Annotated in this window: 16 protein-coding genes; 9 read left to right on the top strand and 7 right to left on the bottom strand. The window is 67.3% G+C overall.

Going from position 1 to position 17,238, the window contains the following annotated elements:
• The 6 genes from CXY91_RS07195 to CXY91_RS07170 form a co-directional block, all read right to left on the bottom strand.
• On the bottom strand, positions 1-220 hold a 220-nt coding region (locus CXY91_RS07195), incomplete at its 3' end, for a hypothetical protein (protein ID WP_465246844.1).
• A 131-nt stretch (positions 221-351) separates the two neighbouring features.
• Positions 352-1,245 (bottom strand): polysaccharide deacetylase family protein, encoded by an 894-nt coding sequence (locus tag CXY91_RS07190; protein WP_100960000.1) that lies wholly within the window; start codon positions 1,243-1,245, stop codon positions 352-354.
• A 16-nt stretch (positions 1,246-1,261) separates the two neighbouring features.
• Positions 1,262-2,971, bottom strand: a complete 1,710-nt coding sequence (locus tag CXY91_RS07185; protein ID WP_100959998.1) for a dipeptide ABC transporter ATP-binding protein — start codon at positions 2,969-2,971, stop codon at positions 1,262-1,264.
• 127 nt (positions 2,972-3,098) lie between these two features.
• On the bottom strand, positions 3,099-3,977 hold the full coding sequence (locus CXY91_RS07180) for an ABC transporter permease (protein WP_091835012.1): 879 nt from the start codon (positions 3,975-3,977) through the stop codon (positions 3,099-3,101).
• On the bottom strand, positions 3,977-4,948 hold the full coding sequence (locus tag CXY91_RS07175; RefSeq protein WP_100959996.1) for an ABC transporter permease: 972 nt from the start codon (positions 4,946-4,948) through the stop codon (positions 3,977-3,979). The genes CXY91_RS07180 and CXY91_RS07175 overlap by 1 nt, the downstream gene beginning before the upstream one ends.
• A 97-nt stretch (positions 4,949-5,045) precedes the next feature.
• Positions 5,046-5,747 carry a creatininase family protein gene (locus tag CXY91_RS07170; RefSeq protein ID WP_091836037.1) on the bottom strand — a complete coding sequence of 234 codons (702 nt, stop codon included), beginning with the start codon at positions 5,745-5,747 and terminating at the stop codon, positions 5,046-5,048.
• Positions 5,748-5,832: 85 nt separating this feature from the next.
• Here CXY91_RS07170 and CXY91_RS07165 point away from each other — a divergent pair, with 85 nt between their 5' ends.
• The 9 genes from CXY91_RS07165 to CXY91_RS07125 all read left to right on the top strand — a co-directional run bounded on the left by CXY91_RS07165 (position 5,833) and on the right by CXY91_RS07125 (position 16,152).
• On the top strand, positions 5,833-6,393 hold the full coding sequence (locus CXY91_RS07165; RefSeq protein WP_158673299.1) for a MarR family winged helix-turn-helix transcriptional regulator: 561 nt from the start codon (positions 5,833-5,835) through the stop codon (positions 6,391-6,393).
• On the top strand, positions 6,390-7,994 hold the full coding sequence (locus tag CXY91_RS07160; RefSeq protein ID WP_100959994.1) for an ABC transporter substrate-binding protein: 1,605 nt from the start codon (positions 6,390-6,392) through the stop codon (positions 7,992-7,994). The genes CXY91_RS07165 and CXY91_RS07160 overlap by 4 nt, the downstream gene beginning before the upstream one ends.
• A 174-nt stretch (positions 7,995-8,168) precedes the next feature.
• Positions 8,169-9,116: an isoaspartyl peptidase/L-asparaginase family protein gene (locus tag CXY91_RS07155; RefSeq protein ID WP_100959993.1), complete on the top strand. Its 948-nt coding sequence runs from the start codon at positions 8,169-8,171 to the stop codon at positions 9,114-9,116.
• Positions 9,117-9,273: 157 nt separating this feature from the next.
• On the top strand, positions 9,274-10,314 hold the full coding sequence (locus tag CXY91_RS07150) for a ketopantoate reductase family protein (RefSeq protein ID WP_100959990.1): 1,041 nt from the start codon (positions 9,274-9,276) through the stop codon (positions 10,312-10,314).
• Positions 10,287-11,042, top strand: coding sequence for an SDR family NAD(P)-dependent oxidoreductase (locus CXY91_RS07145; protein WP_100959988.1), 756 nt, complete (start codon positions 10,287-10,289; stop codon positions 11,040-11,042). The genes CXY91_RS07150 and CXY91_RS07145 overlap by 28 nt, the downstream gene beginning before the upstream one ends.
• Positions 11,043-11,310: 268 nt before the next feature.
• The gene (locus CXY91_RS07140) at positions 11,311-12,519 is read left to right on the top strand and encodes an ABC transporter substrate-binding protein (protein WP_091835033.1); all 1,209 of its coding nucleotides are present in this window, start codon (positions 11,311-11,313) and stop codon (positions 12,517-12,519) included.
• Between the two features lie 108 nt (positions 12,520-12,627).
• Positions 12,628-14,517 carry an ABC transporter permease gene (locus tag CXY91_RS07135; RefSeq protein WP_465246847.1) on the top strand — a complete coding sequence of 630 codons (1,890 nt, stop codon included), beginning with the start codon at positions 12,628-12,630 and terminating at the stop codon, positions 14,515-14,517.
• Positions 14,514-15,275 carry an ABC transporter ATP-binding protein gene (locus tag CXY91_RS07130; protein ID WP_100959984.1) on the top strand — a complete coding sequence of 254 codons (762 nt, stop codon included), beginning with the start codon at positions 14,514-14,516 and terminating at the stop codon, positions 15,273-15,275. The genes CXY91_RS07135 and CXY91_RS07130 overlap by 4 nt, the downstream gene beginning before the upstream one ends.
• A 163-nt stretch (positions 15,276-15,438) precedes the next feature.
• Entirely contained in the window at positions 15,439-16,152 is a 714-nt protein-coding gene (locus tag CXY91_RS07125) for an ABC transporter ATP-binding protein (protein ID WP_091835042.1), read from the top strand.
• A 275-nt stretch (positions 16,153-16,427) separates the two neighbouring features.
• Here the strand turns inward: CXY91_RS07125 and CXY91_RS07120 are convergent, their stop codons facing one another.
• Positions 16,428-17,225 (bottom strand): MetQ/NlpA family ABC transporter substrate-binding protein, encoded by a 798-nt coding sequence (locus CXY91_RS07120; protein WP_100959982.1) that lies wholly within the window; start codon positions 17,223-17,225, stop codon positions 16,428-16,430.
• Positions 17,226-17,238 lie beyond the last annotated feature (13 nt).

Genomic DNA, 17,238 nt, shown 5'->3' with positions numbered 1-17,238 from the left:
CAGGTGGCTGGCCCGGAGCGGGGCGAGCGCCGGGACGTTCCTGGCCACCCGGCGCCGGGCGCTCCTGGCCGCCCGGCCGCTGGCGGCGCTGGTCCGGCCGGTCGTCATCGCCGGATTGCGCCTGCGCAAGCTGGAGCGATGGAGCGGCGAAACTGCCCTGCGACAACACGATGGCGGGGATGATGGTGCCGATCAGAAGCAGGTTTTTCGTGCGCGTCATGACATCCGTTTCCAGTTGTTCTTCCGGAGATGAACGCCTCCGCGCCCTGAATTCCGAATGAACCGAAAACGGCCGAAATCGGGCACGGTTCCGCTGACGCGGGGGCACCGGGCCCGAAAATCACGCCCGCGTCAGAGCCCCGCCTGCGCCTTCACATAGGCCGCGATCTCGGCATGCGTCGCGAACCAGACATCGCCCTTGGCCTTGGCGTGGCGCACAAGCTCCTCGAGGATCCAGAAGCGCGAGCGGTAGGTGATGACATGCGGATGCATGGTCAGCAGGAAGAGCCCGCCCTCGGCGTAAGCACCGTCGAATTCGCGCTTGAAGATGTCGAACACCGCCTCGGGCGAGGTGTAGGGCCGCAGCGCCTGGAAGCGGTTCATGTTGAAATAGACCGCGTCGTCGCGAATCCACTCGACCGGGAGCTCGACCATGCCGGTCGGCTCGCCCTTCTCGATCAGTTCGTACGGATCGTCATCGGCGAAGAGCGAGGAATCGTAGATCAGGCCGAGCTCGCGCTCGACGGCGAGCGTCACCTCGGAAAAATCCCAGGACGGGGTGCGCATGCCGACCGGCCTGACACCCGTGACTTTCTCCAGCGTATCGGCCGAGCGCAGGTGCAATTCGCGCTCCGCCTCGGGCGGCACAGCGGTGTTCACCTCGTGGATCCAGCCATGGAGGCCGATCTCGTGGCCTTCCGCGATGACGCGGCGCTGTTCGTCGGGATAGAGCAGCGCGGTCACAGCCGGCACGAAGAAGCTCGCCTTGATCTCCTCGCGCGCCAGCATGGAGAGGATGCGCGGCATGCCGGCGCGATTGCCGTACTGGCCCCAGGACAGCCGGCCGACCGACTTGCCGCCGTCGCGCAATTCATTGGTCTCGTGATCGACGTCGAAGGAGAGCGCCACGGCGCAACGCGCCCCACCTGGCCACACCTTCGGCTTGAGGTTGCGGCCAGCGCGCACCTGCTCGACCTTGCCGCGCCAAATCTCCTCCGGCCATTGCCAGGGCTTCAGTTCGGTCATGGCGTTCCTCCTGATCTTACGCTGCCGCCTCGGGCAGCACCGGTACGGCCGCGAGCAGCCGCCTGGTGTAGTCGTGCTGCGGGTTGTCGTAGACCTCGCCTGCCGGCCCCTCTTCGACGATGCGGCCGCGATACATCACTGCGACGCGGTCGCAGAGATGCCGGACCACCGAGAGGTCGTGCGATATGAAGATCAGGGTCAGGCCGAGCTCGGCCCGCAGCCGCATCAGGAGGTTGATGATCTGCGCCTGGATCGAGACGTCGAGCGAGGCGACCGGCTCGTCGCAGATGACGAGATCGGGCTGCATGGCGAGCGCACGGGCGATGGCGACGCGCTGGCGCTGGCCTCCGGAGAACTGGTGCGGGTAGCGCTCGCCGAAGGCGGGGTCGAGCCCAACCGCGGCGAGCCAGTCGCGGACGTAAGCTCCGCTGGCGGACTTGTCGACCAGCCCATGGGCGAGCGGACCCTCGGCGATGCCGTCGCCGATGCGCATGCGTGGGTTGAGCGAGGCGAACGGGTCCTGGAAGATCGTCTGGACCCGGGTGGTCAGCTTCTTCGGCTCGGCCCCCTCGCTCATCACCGGCAGGCCCTCGAGGCGAACGGTGCCCGAAGTGGGCGCGTAGATGCCGGCCGCCATGCGCCCGAGCGTCGACTTGCCCGAACCGGATTCGCCGACGAGCCCGAGCGCCTCGCCGCGTGGGACAGTCAAGCTGACCTCGTCGACCGCCATCACTGCCGGCGGCGGTTGCAGCATGCCCAGCTTCTGGCCGAGTGCGCGCAGGGCGCGGGGCCGCGACTCGAAGCGCTTGCTGACGCGATCGGCGACGAAATAGGGCGCGCCCGGTACCGGCGCGGCAGCGGCTGCCGCCGGCTTGCGGGCGGGCGGGGCGGCATCGGGAACGCCGCCGCCGCGCAGCAGGAACTCGCCAGGCCTGGCACGCGAGGGCAATGCGTCCAGCAAAGCGCGGGTATAGGCGTGCTGCGGGCGCGTCAGCACGTCGAGCGTCGGGCCGGCCTCGACGATCTTGCCGAGCCGCATCACCGCAACGTGCTGGGCGATCGAGGCGACGGTGGCGAGGTCGTGGCTGATCCAGATCAGCGCCGTGCCGAGCTCGGCGACGAGCTCCTTCATCTCGGCGAGTATCTCGGCCTGGATGGAGACGTCGAGCGCCGTCGTCGGCTCGTCGCAGATGATCAGCTTCGGCCGGTGCAGCAGCGCGATCGCGATGGCAACGCGCTGGCGCATCCCACCTGAGAGCTGGTGCGGATAAAAGTCGACGGTCGCGTCGGGGCGCGGGATGCGGACCTGGGCGAGGCCGGCGATGGCGCGCCGGCGCGCCTCGGCAGCGGACATGGATCGGTGCGCCTCGATCGCCAGCCTGATCTGCTCGCCGATGGCCAGCACCGGGTTCAGCGTCATCAGCGGGTCCTGGAAGACCATCGAGACGACCCGGCCGCGCAAGCTTCGCAGCTCATCCGGCGGAAGGCCGACGAGCTCGCGGCCATCGAGCTTCACCGAACCACTCGCGACGCGGCCGGGCGGGTCGATCAGGCCGATGATCGAGAAGCCGGTCACGCTTTTCCCCGAGCCGGATTCGCCGACGAGCCCCATCACCTCGCCGCGACGCAGGCAGAACGAGACGCCGTCGACCGCCTTCACCACGCCGGCGCGGGTGAAGAATTGCGTGGTGAGGTCACGGACCTCGAGAAGGGGGGCGTCTGTCATGAGCGCACCTCCCCCGTCATGCTCGGCCTTGTGCCGAGCACCCACGTCTTCAACACAGCCCTCGACCTACGAAGGCGTGGACGATCGGGACAAGCCCGACCATGACGGAGCGAGCTCGCACCCTCCCTCATCGCTTCAGCCTCGGATTGACCTGGTCGCGGATCTGGTCGCCGACCAGGTTGATCGCGACGATCAGCAGGATCAAGGCGAGCCCCGGATAGATCGAGATCCAGTAGCGGCCCGACAGCATGTACTGGAAGCCGTTGGCGATCAGCGAGCCGAGCGAAGGCTCGGTCACCGGCAGGCCGACGCCGAGGAAGGAAAGCGTCGCCTCCAGCGCGATGGCGTTGGCGACCTGCACGGTCGCGACCACGATCAGCGGCGGCAGGCAGTTCGGCAGGATGTGGCGCCAGATCACCTGCCGGGCCGGCAATGGCGTCGACAGCGCCGCCTCGACATAGTCCTTGCCGCGCTCGGCTGAGGCGGCGCCATGGGCGGTGCGGGCGAAATAGGCGTATTGTGCCGCGACCAGCGCGGCGATGAGCTGCGCCTTGCCCTGGCCGAGCAGGGCCGAGATCACCAGCGCCAGCAGGATCGCCGGGAAGGCGAGCTGCAGGTCGATCACGCGCATGATGAAGGCCTCGCGCCGGCCGCCGAGATAGGCGGCGGCGATGCCGAGCGTGACGCCGATGGCGAAGGCGAAGGCGCCGGCGACCAGCCCCATCTGCAGGGAGATGCGCAGGCCATAGAGGATGGCCGAAAGCAGGTCGCGCCCCTGCGCGTCGGTGCCGAGCCAATGGGTATAGCCGCTGGAGCCGACATAGCCCGGCGGACGGCGGGCGTCGGACAGAACGAGATTGGCGAGGTCGTAAGGGTTCTGCGGCGCGATCAGCGGCGCGAGCACGGCGACGCCGATCATCAGGACGACGACGACGAGCGCGGCAACAGCGATGCGGCTCTCGCGGAACTCGCTCCAGAAGCGGGCGATGGGCGTTTCGGTCCGCATCACGCCCGGCCCTTCCGCAAGCGCGGGTCGAGCGCGAAATAGGTCAGGTCGACCAGGAAGTTGATCATGATGAAGACGAAGGCGACCAGCATGAGATAGGCGACCATCACCGGCCGATCGAGCGACTGGATGGAGTCGATGATCAGCTTGCCGATGCCGGGCCAGGAGAAGATCGTCTCGGTCACCACGGCGAAGGCGAGCGTCGAGGCAAATTCCAGCCCGAACACGGTGACGAGCGGGATCGAGATCAGGCGCAGGACATGCCGACGCAGGATGACGCTCTCCGGAATGCCGGCGGCGCGGGCGAATTTCACGGTGTCGGTCAGCATGACTTCGCGCGTGCCGGCCCGCGCCAGCCGGGTCATCAGCGCGAGCTTGAAGAAGGCGAGGTTCAACGCCGGCAGCAAAAGATGCGACAGGCCGTTCGGCGTCAGGAAGCTCCATTCGACGCCGAAGAGCCGGGCGGTCTCGCCGCGCCCGCCGGCCGGCAGCCATTGCAGCTCGACGGCGAAGGTCATGATCAGGACGAGGCCGATCCAGAAGGTCGGCACCGAGAAGCCGAGGATCGAGAGCGCCATGATCAGCTTGGACAGCGGGCTGTCCGGCCGGTAGCCGGCATAGATGCCGGCGGGGATGCCGATCAGCGCCGCCCCCAGAACGGCCGCCAGCGTCAGTTCCAGCGTCGCCGGCAGGCGCGACAGGATCAGTTCCAGCACCGGCATGCCGAAGACGAAGGAGCGGCCGAAATCGCCGTGCAGGACGCGATCGAGAAAAGTGAAATACTGCTCCCAGAGCGGCTTATCCAGGCCGTAGCGGGCGATGGTGTCGAGCCTGATGTCCTGGCTGACATCGGGGCCGATCAACACGTCGATCGGGTTGCCGATCGCGTAGACGCCGACGAAGACAAGCGCCGACATGACCAGCATGACGGCCAGCGCCTGCAGGATACGCTCGATGACATGGGTCAGCATCGGAGGGACATTCGTCGCCGTTGCTTCGCAACCTCCATGCCAAGGAGAGGGGATTCGTTGCCGCTCTCCTGGATAGAGACAGCGGCAGGATAGGTCATCACGGCCAGCTCTCGACCATCACCGCGCGGGTTTCCTCGACGCCCACGGCCCAGAGCGCCAGCATCTCTTCGTCCGGCCGCTGGTAACGGCCATGGAAATTGCCGTCGCCGAGGATCTCGCGCTTCCGCTGCGGACTGGCGGCCTGGTAGAGCGCGGCATCGAAGGGCGGCTTCACCCCATCGGGCAGGGTCACGCCTTCGAGGCGCGTCCAGGGGAAATTCTCCATCCAGGAGGCATGCGAGGCTGCCGGGTCGGTCGCCTTCACCGCCTGCTGGAAGCGCGGCCCTGCCCACCAATTGTGCATCTTGACGCTGGCGTCGGGGCGCCGGCCCATCCATTCGGTCACCGCCGTCATCACCGGCGTATTGCCGCCATGGCCGTTGACCAGCACGATGCGGCGGAAACCGGAGCGGTAGACCCCTTCGAGCAGGTCCTCGAGCAGGGCGATATAGGTGGTCATCCGCAGCGAGATCGTGCCGGGATAGGCGGTAAAGCCCGGTGTCATGCCATAGGCCTGAACCGGGAAGACCGGGATGCCGAGCGGCTCGGCCGCCTCGGCGGCGATACGCTCGGACAGGATCGCATCGGTGGCGAGGCTCAAATAGGCGTGTTGTTCGACGCAGCCGAGCGGCAGCACGCAGCGATCGTCGCGCTTCGCCTGTTCCTCGATCTGCATCCAGTTCATCCGGGCGACGAGCACGGCCTGATCCTTGCGTTTCGGCGAAACCGCGTCATCCTTGACAGCGGTATACGGGACCGTCAAGTTCCATATGGAACTAAATTGGATGTCCGAGATGGCACGCGCCCCGACTTCCTTGTCCAAGCTCGACCGCGACCGCGAGGCGGCGCTGCGCGAGCTTGATCCGCTGACCGTCACCAAGCTCTGGGACAATCCCTGCTGGCTGTCGTTCCGGCTCAATTTCATCGCCTTCCGCTTCAACGACCCGGTCTATCGCTGGATCGAGACGCGCTACGGGCTGGTACGGCCGGAATTCGTCGCGCTTTACGCCGTCGGACTCAAGGGCGGCGTCGCGGCCAAGAACATCGTCTCCTCCGCCGGCCTGCCCAAGAACACGCTCTCGCGCGCGATCCAGAAGCTGCTGCAGCGGCGCCTGCTCAAGCGCGAGACCGATCCGGCCGATCTGCGCAGCTATGTGCTGGCGCTGACGCCGGCGGGGCGCGCCATCTTCGACGAGACCATGCCGATGATGGTGGGGCAGCAGACTGCGATGCTCGCGGTGCTGACCGAAGCCGAGCAGAAGCAGCTCTGCGAATTGATGGACAAGATGGTGATCGCCTCACCAGCGTGGCCTGCCGATCTCGAACCCGAAGGGACCTCAACATGACCAAGCCTTTGCCGCACCGGTCCCCGTTATGGCGGACCGTGGCCCTCGCCGCCCTGATCGGGCTGCCGCTCTCCGGCGCCGCGATGGCGCAGACGCTGACGATCGGCGTCCGCGCCGGGCCGGAATCGATCGACCCGCATTTCACCGCGACCGGCACGCATGCCGAGGCGCTGAAGCATGTCTTCGACACGCTGACTTGGTCGGGCGACAAGCTCCAGATCGAGCCGCGGCTCGCCTTGAGCTGGAAGGCGATCGAGCCCGCCGTCTGGGAGTTCAAGCTGCGTCCCGGCGTCAAGTTCCATGACGGCTCCGACTTCACCGCCGAGGACGTCAAGTTCTCGATCGAGCGCATCCCGGTCGTCGCCGGCCCGAATCCGACGACGATCTATGTCCGGCGCGTCAAGGAGGTGAAGATCGTCGATCCGCTCACCGTCCACATCGTCACCGATGGGCCGGCGCCGAATCTGCCGAACGATTTCATCCGCCTGTTCATCGTCTCGCACAAGGCCGCGGCCGGACTGACCAAGGACAATGCCAACGACGCCTTCAACACCGGCAAGGCGGCGATCGGCACCGGCCCCTACAAGTTCGTGTCGTGGACGCCGAAGGACCAGCTCGTGCTCGAGCGCTTCGACGGCTACTGGGGCGAGAAGGAGCCGTGGCAGCGCGTGCTGCGCAAGGAGCTGCCGAACGATGCCGCCCGCGTCGCCCAGCTCAAGGCCGGGCAGGTCGACATCATCGTGCGCGCGCCGGCCTCCGACGTGCCGACCCTTAAGCGCGACGCCAAGCTCACCGTCGCCACGATCGACACGGTCTATGTTTTCAACATGGAACTCGACATGCGGGACAAATCCCCGCAGATCAGCGCCAAGGACGGCTCGGCCCTGCCCAAGAATCCGCTGCAGGACGCCAAGGTGCGCGAGGCGATCGACCTTGCCATCGACCGGCCGGCGCTGGTGGAGATCGCGATGGAAGGTCTCGGCGCACCGGCCAACCAGCTGGTGACACCCGATATCGCCGGCTTCAACAAGAGCCTGCCGCCGCTGAAGCCGGATCTCGCCAAGGCGAAGAAGCTGATGGAGGAGGCCGGCTATCCCAACGGCTTCAAGGTCTCGTTCTCCTTCACCAATGACCGCCTGCCGGGCGACCGCCACGTCGGTACCTCGATCGCGCAGATGCTGGCGCGCATCGGCATCGAGGTGAACGCCAACGCCCAGCCCGGCGCCGTCTTCTTCCCGGCCCGAACCCGCGGCGAGTTCTCGCTGGCGATGTCCGGCTGGGGCACGCTGACGGGCGAGGCGAACTACACGCTTTCCTCGGTCGTGCACTCGAACGACCCGGCCAAGAAGCTCGGCGCCTTCAACGTGCTCGGCTACAAGAACGCCGAGCTCGACAAGCTGATCGAAGACGCCGCGATCGAGATGGACGAGGCCAAGCGCAACGATCTGCTGTCGCAGGCCAACGCCATCGTCGCCAAGGACCGGCCGCGCCTGCCGATCCTCGCCGTCGGCTCAGCCTGGGCGATGCAGAAGGCCAAGGTGACGATTCGCCCGCGCGTCGACGAGGACACCCTCGCGATGGATATCAAGCCGGCGAAGTGAGGCTCTAACCCTTCTCCCCTTGGGGGAGAAGGTGTCTGCGAAGCAGACGGATGAGGGCAGCGCGACCGGGTGAGGCGGCAGCCGACTTGCCCGTCCTTCCCTCATCCGTCAGCGCTTCGCGCTGCCACCTTCTCCCCCGAGGGGAGAAGGGATTGCACCTGAGGATGTTTCAGCATGACCATCGCCCTCGCCATCCATGGCGGCTGCGGCACCTTGCCCAAGGCCGAGATGACCGACGCCGAATGGGCCGAGGCCAAGGCCCATCTCGCCAAGTCGCTGCGGGCCGGCTGGGCTGTTCTCGCCAAGGGCGGCAGCGCGGTCGATGCGGTCGAGGCCGCCGTGCTGGTGATGGAGGATTCCGTCCATTTCAACGCCGGCCATGGCGCCGCCTTCAATGCCGATGGCGAGCATGAGCTCGACGCCTCGATCATGGACGGCTCGACGCTGGCCGCCGGCGCGCTCTGCGCGGTCAAGCGCATCCGCAACCCGGTCAGCGCCGCCAAGGCGCTGATGCATCGCGGCGATCCATTGCTGCTGACCGGCCCCGCCGGCGACGCCTTCGCCCAGACCGAGGGGCTCGACATCGTCGAGAACGAGTATTTCTCGACGGAGCGGCGCCGCAAGAACCTGGCCTCGATGAAGATCCGCGAGCTCGTCGGCACCGCCGGCGAGGCGAGCGAGGCCGAAAAGCACGGAACGGTCGGTGCGGTCGCGCTCGACGCCAACGGCCATCTCGCCGCCGCGACCTCGACCGGCGGCTACACCAACAAGCCCCCGGGACGCGTCGGCGATTCCCCGATCATCGGCGCCGGCACCTATGCCCGCGACGGGCGCTGCGCCGTGTCGGGTACGGGCAAGGGCGAGTTCTTCATCCGCTATTGCATCGGCCACGAGATCGCGTCGCTGATCGGCTATGCCGGCCTCCCGCTGAAGGAGGCGGCCGATCGCGCCATCGCCGAACTGACCCAGCACAAGATCGGCGCCGGGCTCGTCGCCGTCGGCGCCGACGGCACGATCGTCGCGCCCTATAATTCCGAAGGCATGTATCGGGGCTGGGTGACGCCGGACGGGCTCGTCCATGTCGCAACCCATGCCGATGTCGAGGTGATGGGGCAGGCATGACCAGCCATCTTTTCGCAGCCCTCATCCTGAGGAGCAGCCGAAGGCTGCATCTCGAAGGGTGTTCCAGGAGGCTCCGGAACCCGCTGGAGCATCCTTCGAGACGGCCGCTGACGCGACCTCCTCAGGATGAGGGCCGTGGGTTGGAGCAGATCGCGCGATGACGACCGAACCCATCCTGATCTGGGGCGCCGGCGCGATCGGCGGCACGCTCGGTGCCTATTGGGCAAGGGCCGGGGTGCCGGTGCTGCTGGTCGATATCGTCGCTGACCATGTTGTGGCCTGCCGGACCACGGGCCTTGCGATCACCGGCCCGGTCGAGGACTTCCGTCAGGTCGTGCCGGCGGTGACGCCGCAGGAATTGACCGGCACCTATTCGCGCATCGTGCTGGCAGTGAAGGCAGGCGCTACCGACGCTGCGCTTGCCGCCCTGAAGCCGCATCTCGCCGCCGATGGCTTCGTGCTCTCGGCCCAGAACGGGCTCAACGAGATCACCATCGCCAAGACGGTCGGTGAAGCGCGGACGATGGGCTGCTTCGTCAATTTCGGCGCCGACTGGCATGGGCCGGGCGAAATCCTCTACGGCAATCGCGGCGCCGTGGTGGTCGGCGAGCTCAATGGGGCGATGAGCGAGCGCGTGCGGGAGATGCACCGTTTGCTCGCGATCTTCGAGCCGGACGCGGTCCTGACCGACAACATCTACGGCTATCTCTGGGGCAAGCTCGCCTATGGCGCGATGCTGTTCGGCACCGCTCTCACCAACGACTCAATGTCGGCGAATTTCGCCGACCCGCAGCGCCTGCCGGTCTGGCTGGCACTGGGGCGCGAGGTCGGCGCGGTCGCGGCGGCGCGCGGCGTCACCTCGCTGGGCTTCGGCGAATTCGACCCAGCCGTGTTCGCGCCGGGCGCACCGGACGGCCCGCAGGTCGAAACGATCGCCTGGCTCGCCGACTACACCTCGAAGACCGCCAAGACCCATTCCGGCATCTGGCGCGATCTTGCCGTGCGCAAGCGCAAGACCGAGGGCCAGGCGCAGATCGGCATCATCTCGCGGCTCGGCCGCGAGGTCGGCGTCGCCACGCCGGCCCTGGAACTGTTGGTATCCCTGATCCAGGACATCGAGGACGGCCACCGCCCGATGTCCCTGGACACGCTGAAGGTCCTTATCGAGCAATGCAGATCCGCTTCGACGACCGCGTAGCCCTCGTCACCGGCGCAGCCCAGGGCATCGGCCGCGCCATCGCCGCCGCGCTGGCGCAGGCCGGCGCGAAGGTCCATCTCGCCGATCTCGATGCGGAGGGCGTCGCCGCCAGCGCAGATGCGCTCGGCGCGAGCGCCCATGTCGCCGATCTCGGCAGCCCGGAGGCCGCCAAAGACCTGGTGGGCGCGATCCTCGCCGCCGAGGGCCGGCTCGACCTGCTGGTCAACGCCGCCGGCGGCGTGCGCGGCCAGACCGGCCGGCCGATCGAGGAGATTTCCGAGAGCGACTGGCGCGCCATCTTCGCCGCCAATGTCGATGCCGCCTTCTTCCTGTCGCAGGCGGCGGCCCCGGCGATGAAGCGGGCCGGGTACGGCCGTATCGTCAACATCTCCTCCGGCGCCGGCCTGCGCCCGAGCCTGACCGGCATCCAGGCCTATGCCAGCGCCAAGCACGCTCTGGTCGGCCTGACAAGGCAGCTCGCCTGGGAGTTCGGGCCCGATGGCATCACCGTCAACTCGGTCGCTCCCGGCTTCGTCCGCTCCAATCCCGCGACCGAGCGGCAATGGGAATCCTATGGGCCGGATGGCCAGAAGCGGCTGATCGAGGGCATCCATACCCGCAAGCTCGGCACGCCCGAGGATATCGCCCATGCCAGCCTGTTCTTCCTCTCCGAGCAGGCAGGCTGGGTGACCGGCCAGATCCTCTCGGTCGATGGCGGGCGCTCCTAGAACGACCAGACCCGCACGACATGGCTGACGCAAATCGGCCGACCTGACAGCCCACCCGCATCGCCCGACCGCGCGCTGCTCAAGCCGGTGGCAGCCCCGCCTGTTTTTCGACGATTGACAAACTGCGAAACGCAGTCGAGATTTCATACGCATACAAACGAATTTTCACCCCGGCTTGTTGCAGTGCGCTGCACTGGCCTAGGGTAGGAAATCGCGCAGCGAGGGGCTGTGGATGCGTAAGACGTGCGATCAACGGGAGAGCCACCAGATGGACCGTCGCCAATTCGTCAGCGGAGCTGCGCTCGGCGCCGTCGCGCTGACCACGCCGTCGCTGCTGCGCGCCCAGGGCGCGCCGATCAAGATCGGCGAGATCAACAGCTACACCTCGCAGCCCGCCTTCCTGAAGCCCTATCGCCAGGGCTGGGAGCTGGCTCTGGAGCAGGTCAACGCCGCCGGCGGCGTGCTCGGCCGCAAGGTCGAGACCCTGTTCCGCGACGATGCCGGCAAGCCGGAGGATTCGGTGCGCCTCGCCGGCGAGCTGATCAACGCCGAGAAGGTCGACCTGCTCTCGGGCGGCTTCCTCTCCAATGTCGGCCTCGCCATCGCCGACTACGCCCTGCAGAACAAGCGGCTCTATGTCGCCTCCGAGCCGCTTTCGGACGCGATCGTCTGGGCCAAGGGCAATCGCTACACCTTCCGCCTGCGCCCTTCGACCTACATGCAGGCGGCGATGCTGGTCGAGGAAGCGGCCAAGCTCCCGGCCAAGAAATGGGCGACGGTGGCGCCGAACTACGAATACGGCCAGTCGGCGGTGAAGTGGTTCAAGGAGCTGCTGAAGAAGGCCAAGCCCGACGTCGAGTTCGTCGCCGAGCAGTTCCCGGCGCTCGGGCGCATCGATGCCGGCGCCACCGTGCAGGCGCTCGAAGCCGCCAAGCCCGATGCGATCTTCAACGTCACCTTCGCCGCCGACCTCTCGAACTTCGTGCGCCAGGGCAACACCCGCGGCCTGTTCGAAGGCCGGACGGTCGTCTCGATGCTGACCGGCGAGCCTGAATATCTAGACCCGCTCGGCGCCGAGGCGCCGGTCGGCTGGATCGTGACCGGCTATCCGCATGCCGACATCCAGACGCCGGATCACGTCAAGTTCCGCGATGCCTACAAGGCCAAATACAACGACTATCCGCGCCTCGGCTCGGTCGTCGGCTTCGACACCATGAACGCCATCGCCGCCGGCCTCGCCAAGGCGGGCACGACGGACAACGAGAAGCTCATCGACGCCATGAAGGGGCTGAAGTTCACCTCGGCCTTCGGCCCGGTGGAGTTCCGCGCCTCCGACCACCAGGCGACGCTCGGCGCCTATGTCGGCAAGACCGCGGTCAAGGACGGCAAGGGCGTGATGGTCGACTGGCGCTATGCCGACGGCGCCAAATACCTGCCGTCCGATGCGGAGGTGAAGACGCTTCGCCCGGCGGGCTAAGCGCCAGCTCCGACCTGATCTAGACTATGGCTGACCCGGCCGCGGCGGAAAGCTGCGGCCGCGGGAGAATTGCGCCCTTTTTCGGTTGTTTCGACGGAACCTCGCATGATCGATCTGATCTTCGCGCAGACGCTCAACGGCCTGGCCTCGGCATCGTCGCTCTTCCTCGTCGCCTGCGGGCTGTCGATCATCTTCGGCGTGACGCGGATCGTGAACTTCGCGCACGGCTCCTTCTACATGCTGGGCGCCTATCTCGCCTTCACGCTGGTTTCGCGCTTCGGGCCGGCCGATGCGCTCGGCTTCTGGGGCGGCGTGCTGCTGGCGGCTGTCATCGTCGCGGCACTCGGCGCGCTCGTGGAGATCGTGATCCTGCGCCGGATCTACCAGGCGCCGGAGCTGTTCCAGTTGCTCGCCACTTTCGGGCTGGTGCTGATGGTGCAGGACATCGCGCTCGGCATCTGGGGGCCGGAGGACAAGCTCGGCCCGCGCGCGCCCGGCTTCAAGAGCTTCGTCGCGCTGATGGGCAGCCGCTTTCCGAGCTATGAGCTCTTCCTGATCGTGGTCGGGCCCATCATGCTCGGCCTGCTCTGGTTCCTGTTCCAGAAGACGCGCTGGGGCACGCTGGTCCGCGCCGCGACGCAGGACCGCGAGATGGTCGGCGCCCTCGGCGTCAACCAGCGCCTGCTCTTCACCTCGGTCTTCGCCTTCGGCGCCGGCCTTGCCGCCCTCGGCGGCGCGCTGCAGCTCCCGCGCGAGGCGGTGAATCTGCACATGGACCTGTCGATGATCTCGGAGGCCTTCGTCGTCGTGGTGGTCGGCGGGCTCGGCAGCGTCACCGGCGCCTATCTCGCCGCGGTGCTGATCGGCATCATCCACGCCTTCGGCATCCTGATCTTCCCGAAGATCACGCTGGTACTGGTCTTCCTGGTGATGGCCGTGGTGCTGGTGATCAAGCCCTACGGGCTGATGGGCAAGCGCCCGGTCGGAACCGCCCATGCCCATGGCCCAGTCGAGCCGCTGCTGCTGCCGGCCAGCGCCAACGTCAAGCTGATCGGGCTCGCGGCGCTCGCCGTGCTGCTGCTCGCCCCCTTCATCGTCGCCGACCACTGGCTGCTGACGCTGACCGAGCTCTCGATCTTCGCGCTGTTCGCGGCATCGCTGCACTTCATGATGGGCCCGGGTGGCATGGCCTCCTTCGGCCACGCCGCCTATTTCGGGCTGGGCGCCTATGGCGCGGCGTTGGCGGTGAAGTGGCTGGGCATGCCGATGCTGCCGGCGCTCGCCTTCGCGCCCTTCCTCGCCGGCATCGCCGGCTTCGTCTTCGGCTGGTTCTGCGTGCGGCTGTCGGGCGTCTATCTCGCCATGCTGACGCTCGCCTTCGCTCAGATCGCCTGGGCGACCGCCTTCCAATGGGTCGACGTCACCGGCGGCGACAACGGTATTCTCGGTGTCTGGCCGGCGGCCTGGGCGAGCTCGAAACTGGTCTACTACTATCTCGCGCTCGCGGTCTGCGTCGCCGCGATCCTCTGCCTTCGCGTCGTGGTCTTCGCGCCCTTCGGCTATGCCTTGCGGGCCGGCCGCGACAGTCCTCTCCGGGCCGAGGCGATCGGCCTGCCGGTGATGCGCATCCAGTGGATCGCCTTCATCATAGCGGCCTTCGCTGCCGGCATCGCCGGCGCCTTGTTCGCCTTCTTCAAGGGCTCGGTCTTCCCGACCTATCTGGCGATCCCGCGCTCCGTCGACGGCCTGCTGATGGTGCTGCTCGGGGGCGTCCAGACCGTGTCGGGCCCGATCGTCGGCGCCTTCGCCTATATGGGCCTGCAGGAGCAGTTGATGAAGGCGACGATGTACTGGCGCTTCGTGCTCGGCGCCTCGATCGTCCTGCTCGTCATCCTGTTCCCGCGCGGGCTGGTCGGCACCGCCCTCGCCTTCGCCGAACGGCGGCGCGAGGCCGAGCCTGCCACGCACGTCGCCGCCACGCCGGAGCCCGCCCGATGAGCCCGGTTCTCGAAGTCCGCAATCTCGGCAAATCCTTCGGCGGCGTGCGCGCCGTCGACGATGTCAGCTTCTCGGTCGAGGCCGGCAAGCTGCTGGCGCTGATCGGCCCGAACGGCGCCGGCAAGACCACCTGCTTCAACATGCTGAACGGCCAGCTCCCATCCGACCGCGGCGAGGTGATCTTCGACGGCAAGACAATCACTGGCCTCAAGCCGCGCGAGGTCTGGCGGCTCGGCGTCGGCCGCACCTTTCAGATCACCGCGACCTTCGCCTCGATGAGCGTACGCGAGAACGTGCAGATGGCGCTGATCTCGCATGCCGGCGAGACGTGGAGACTGTTCGGCCGGGCCCAGGACCGCCATGTCGCCGAGGCGGACGCGCTGCTTGGCCAAGTCGGCATGCTCGACCAGGCCGAGCGTGCCTGCGGCGTCCTCGCCTATGGTGACCTGAAGCGGGTCGAGCTCGCGGTCGCGATCGCCAACAAGCCAAGGCTTCTGCTGATGGACGAGCCGACCGCCGGCATGGCGCCGCGCGAGCGCATCGCGCTGATGGCGCTGACCGCCGAGATCGCCCGGGAGCGCGGCATCGCCGTGCTGTTCACCGAGCACGACATGGACGTGGTCTTCGCCCATTCCGACGCGATCCTGGTGCTCGACCGCGGCAAGCTGATCGCGAAGGGCCGGGCCGAGGAGGTCCGCAACGATCCGGCCGTGCGCGCGGTCTATCTCGGCTCCGGCGCGACCTCGGGAGGCCACTAGGAATGATCGTTTTCATTCATTCGCGCCGTCATCCCGGACGGAGCGCAGCGGAGATCCGGGATCCATTCCGGAGCTTAGCCGAAAGAGGTTCCGGAATGGGTCCCGGGTCTCCCTACGGTCGCCCGGGACGACCAAGCTTGTTTCGAACGGTGAGAAGCGAGCGATGACCCAACCCATGCTCGAGATCGAAGGCCTCAACGCCTATTACGGCCGCGCCCACATCCTGCACGGCGTCGGCTTCTCGATGGGCCGCGGCGAGGTGCTGGCCCTGATGGGCCGCAACGGCGCCGGCAAGTCGACCACGATGAAGGCAGTGATGGGGCTGGTGCCGCCACAGGCCGGCCGCGTCACCTTCGAGGGGCACACCATCGTCGGCCGCGAGCCGTTCGAGATCGCCCGCCTCGGCATCGGCTATGTCCCGGAGGAGCGCCGCGTCTTCTCCGAACTCAGCGTGATGGAGAACCTCTCCGTCGCGCAGCGGCCAAAGCGCGAGGGTGCGCCGCACTGGACGCCGGAGCGGCTGTTCCAGCTCTTCCCCAATCTCGGGCGCATGCGCGACCGGCCGGGCGGGGCGATGTCGGGCGGGGAGCAGCAGATGCTGACCATCGCCCGTACACTGATGGGCAACCCCAAGCTCGTCCTGCTCGACGAGCCCTCGGAGGGCCTCGCCCCGGTCATCGTCGAAGAGATGGCCAAAACCATCCTGGCGCTGAAAGGCGAAGGGCTCTCGGTGCTGATCTCAGAGCAGAACCTGCACTTCGCCGGCTCGGTCGCCGACCGCGCCACCATCATCGAGAAGGGCCTGATCCGCTTCACCGGCACGATGGACGAGCTCAAGGCGGATGAGGCGGTCAGGGCGCAGTATCTGTCTGTGTGAGCGACCGAGCTGGCGGCGGCCCGCGCTGGCTCCTCCCTTCCCCCTTGTGGGGAAGGGTTTGGGATGGGGGTGGTGCAGCTTGGTGACCGGGGGCAGGAAGGAGGCTGGCAGCAGTGGTCGCGCTGTCAGCTCCTAACGATCGCTCCGGCTTTGCGACCCCCACCCCTGCCCCTCCCCACAAGGGAGAGGGGTAGCGCTCGCCCAAACGAAAAACCCCGGAAGCTTGCGCTTCCGGGGCAGGTGCCCGGCCGTGACCACGGCCTGGGGGAGGAGCCTTACCAGCCGGCGAGGACCGAGCCCTTGAAGCGCTCGGCGACGAAGGCCTTGATCTCGGGGGTGTGATAGGAGGCGAGCAGCGCCTTGACCCAGGGCTTGTCCTTGTCGGCCTCGCGCACCGCGATCAGGTTGACATAGGGACCCTTCGGATCCTCGCGCAGGATCGCCGAGGTCGGCTCGATCTTGGCGTCGACGGCATAGTTGGTGTTGATCGCGGCGGCGGCGACATCGGCGAGCGAACGCGGCGTCTGGGCGGCCTCGATCTCGATGATCTTCAGCTTCTTCGGGTTGCTGACGATGTCGGCGACGGTCGGCTTGAAGCCGACGCCGTCCTTGAGCTTGATCACGCCCTTGTCCTGAAGCAGCAGCAGCGAGCGGCCGCCATTGGTCGGGTCGTTCTGGATCGCGACGGTGGCGCCATCAGGAACCTCGGCCCAGCTCTTGTACTTCCACGAGTAGATGCCGAGCGGGAAGTTCACGGTCAGGCCGACACTGACGATCTTGAAGCCGCGATCCTTCACCTGGTTGTCGAGATAGGGCTGGTTCTGGAAGGAGTTCGCCTCGAGCTCGCCGGCGGCCAGCGCCTGGTTCGGCACGACATAGTCGGAGAACTCGATGATCTTGAGGTCGAGCCCGTTCTTGGCGGCGATCGGTTTCACCTTCTCGAGAATCTCGGCATGCGGGCCGGGCGAGGCGCCGATGCGGACGACCTGGTTCTGCTGGGCGAGCGCCGGGGCGGCGATGACGAACGAAGCGGCAAGGCCGAGCGCAATGCGGCGGCTGACGAAGATGGACATAGTGGCTCCTTGG

It is taken from the genome of Allobosea sp. FBZP-16 (assembly GCF_002831785.1).
Taxonomy (GTDB): domain Bacteria; phylum Pseudomonadota; class Alphaproteobacteria; order Rhizobiales; family Beijerinckiaceae; genus Allobosea; species Allobosea lupini.
Note: the sequence above shows the minus strand (reverse complement) of the source record. Positions and strands in the feature narration are given on the sequence as shown.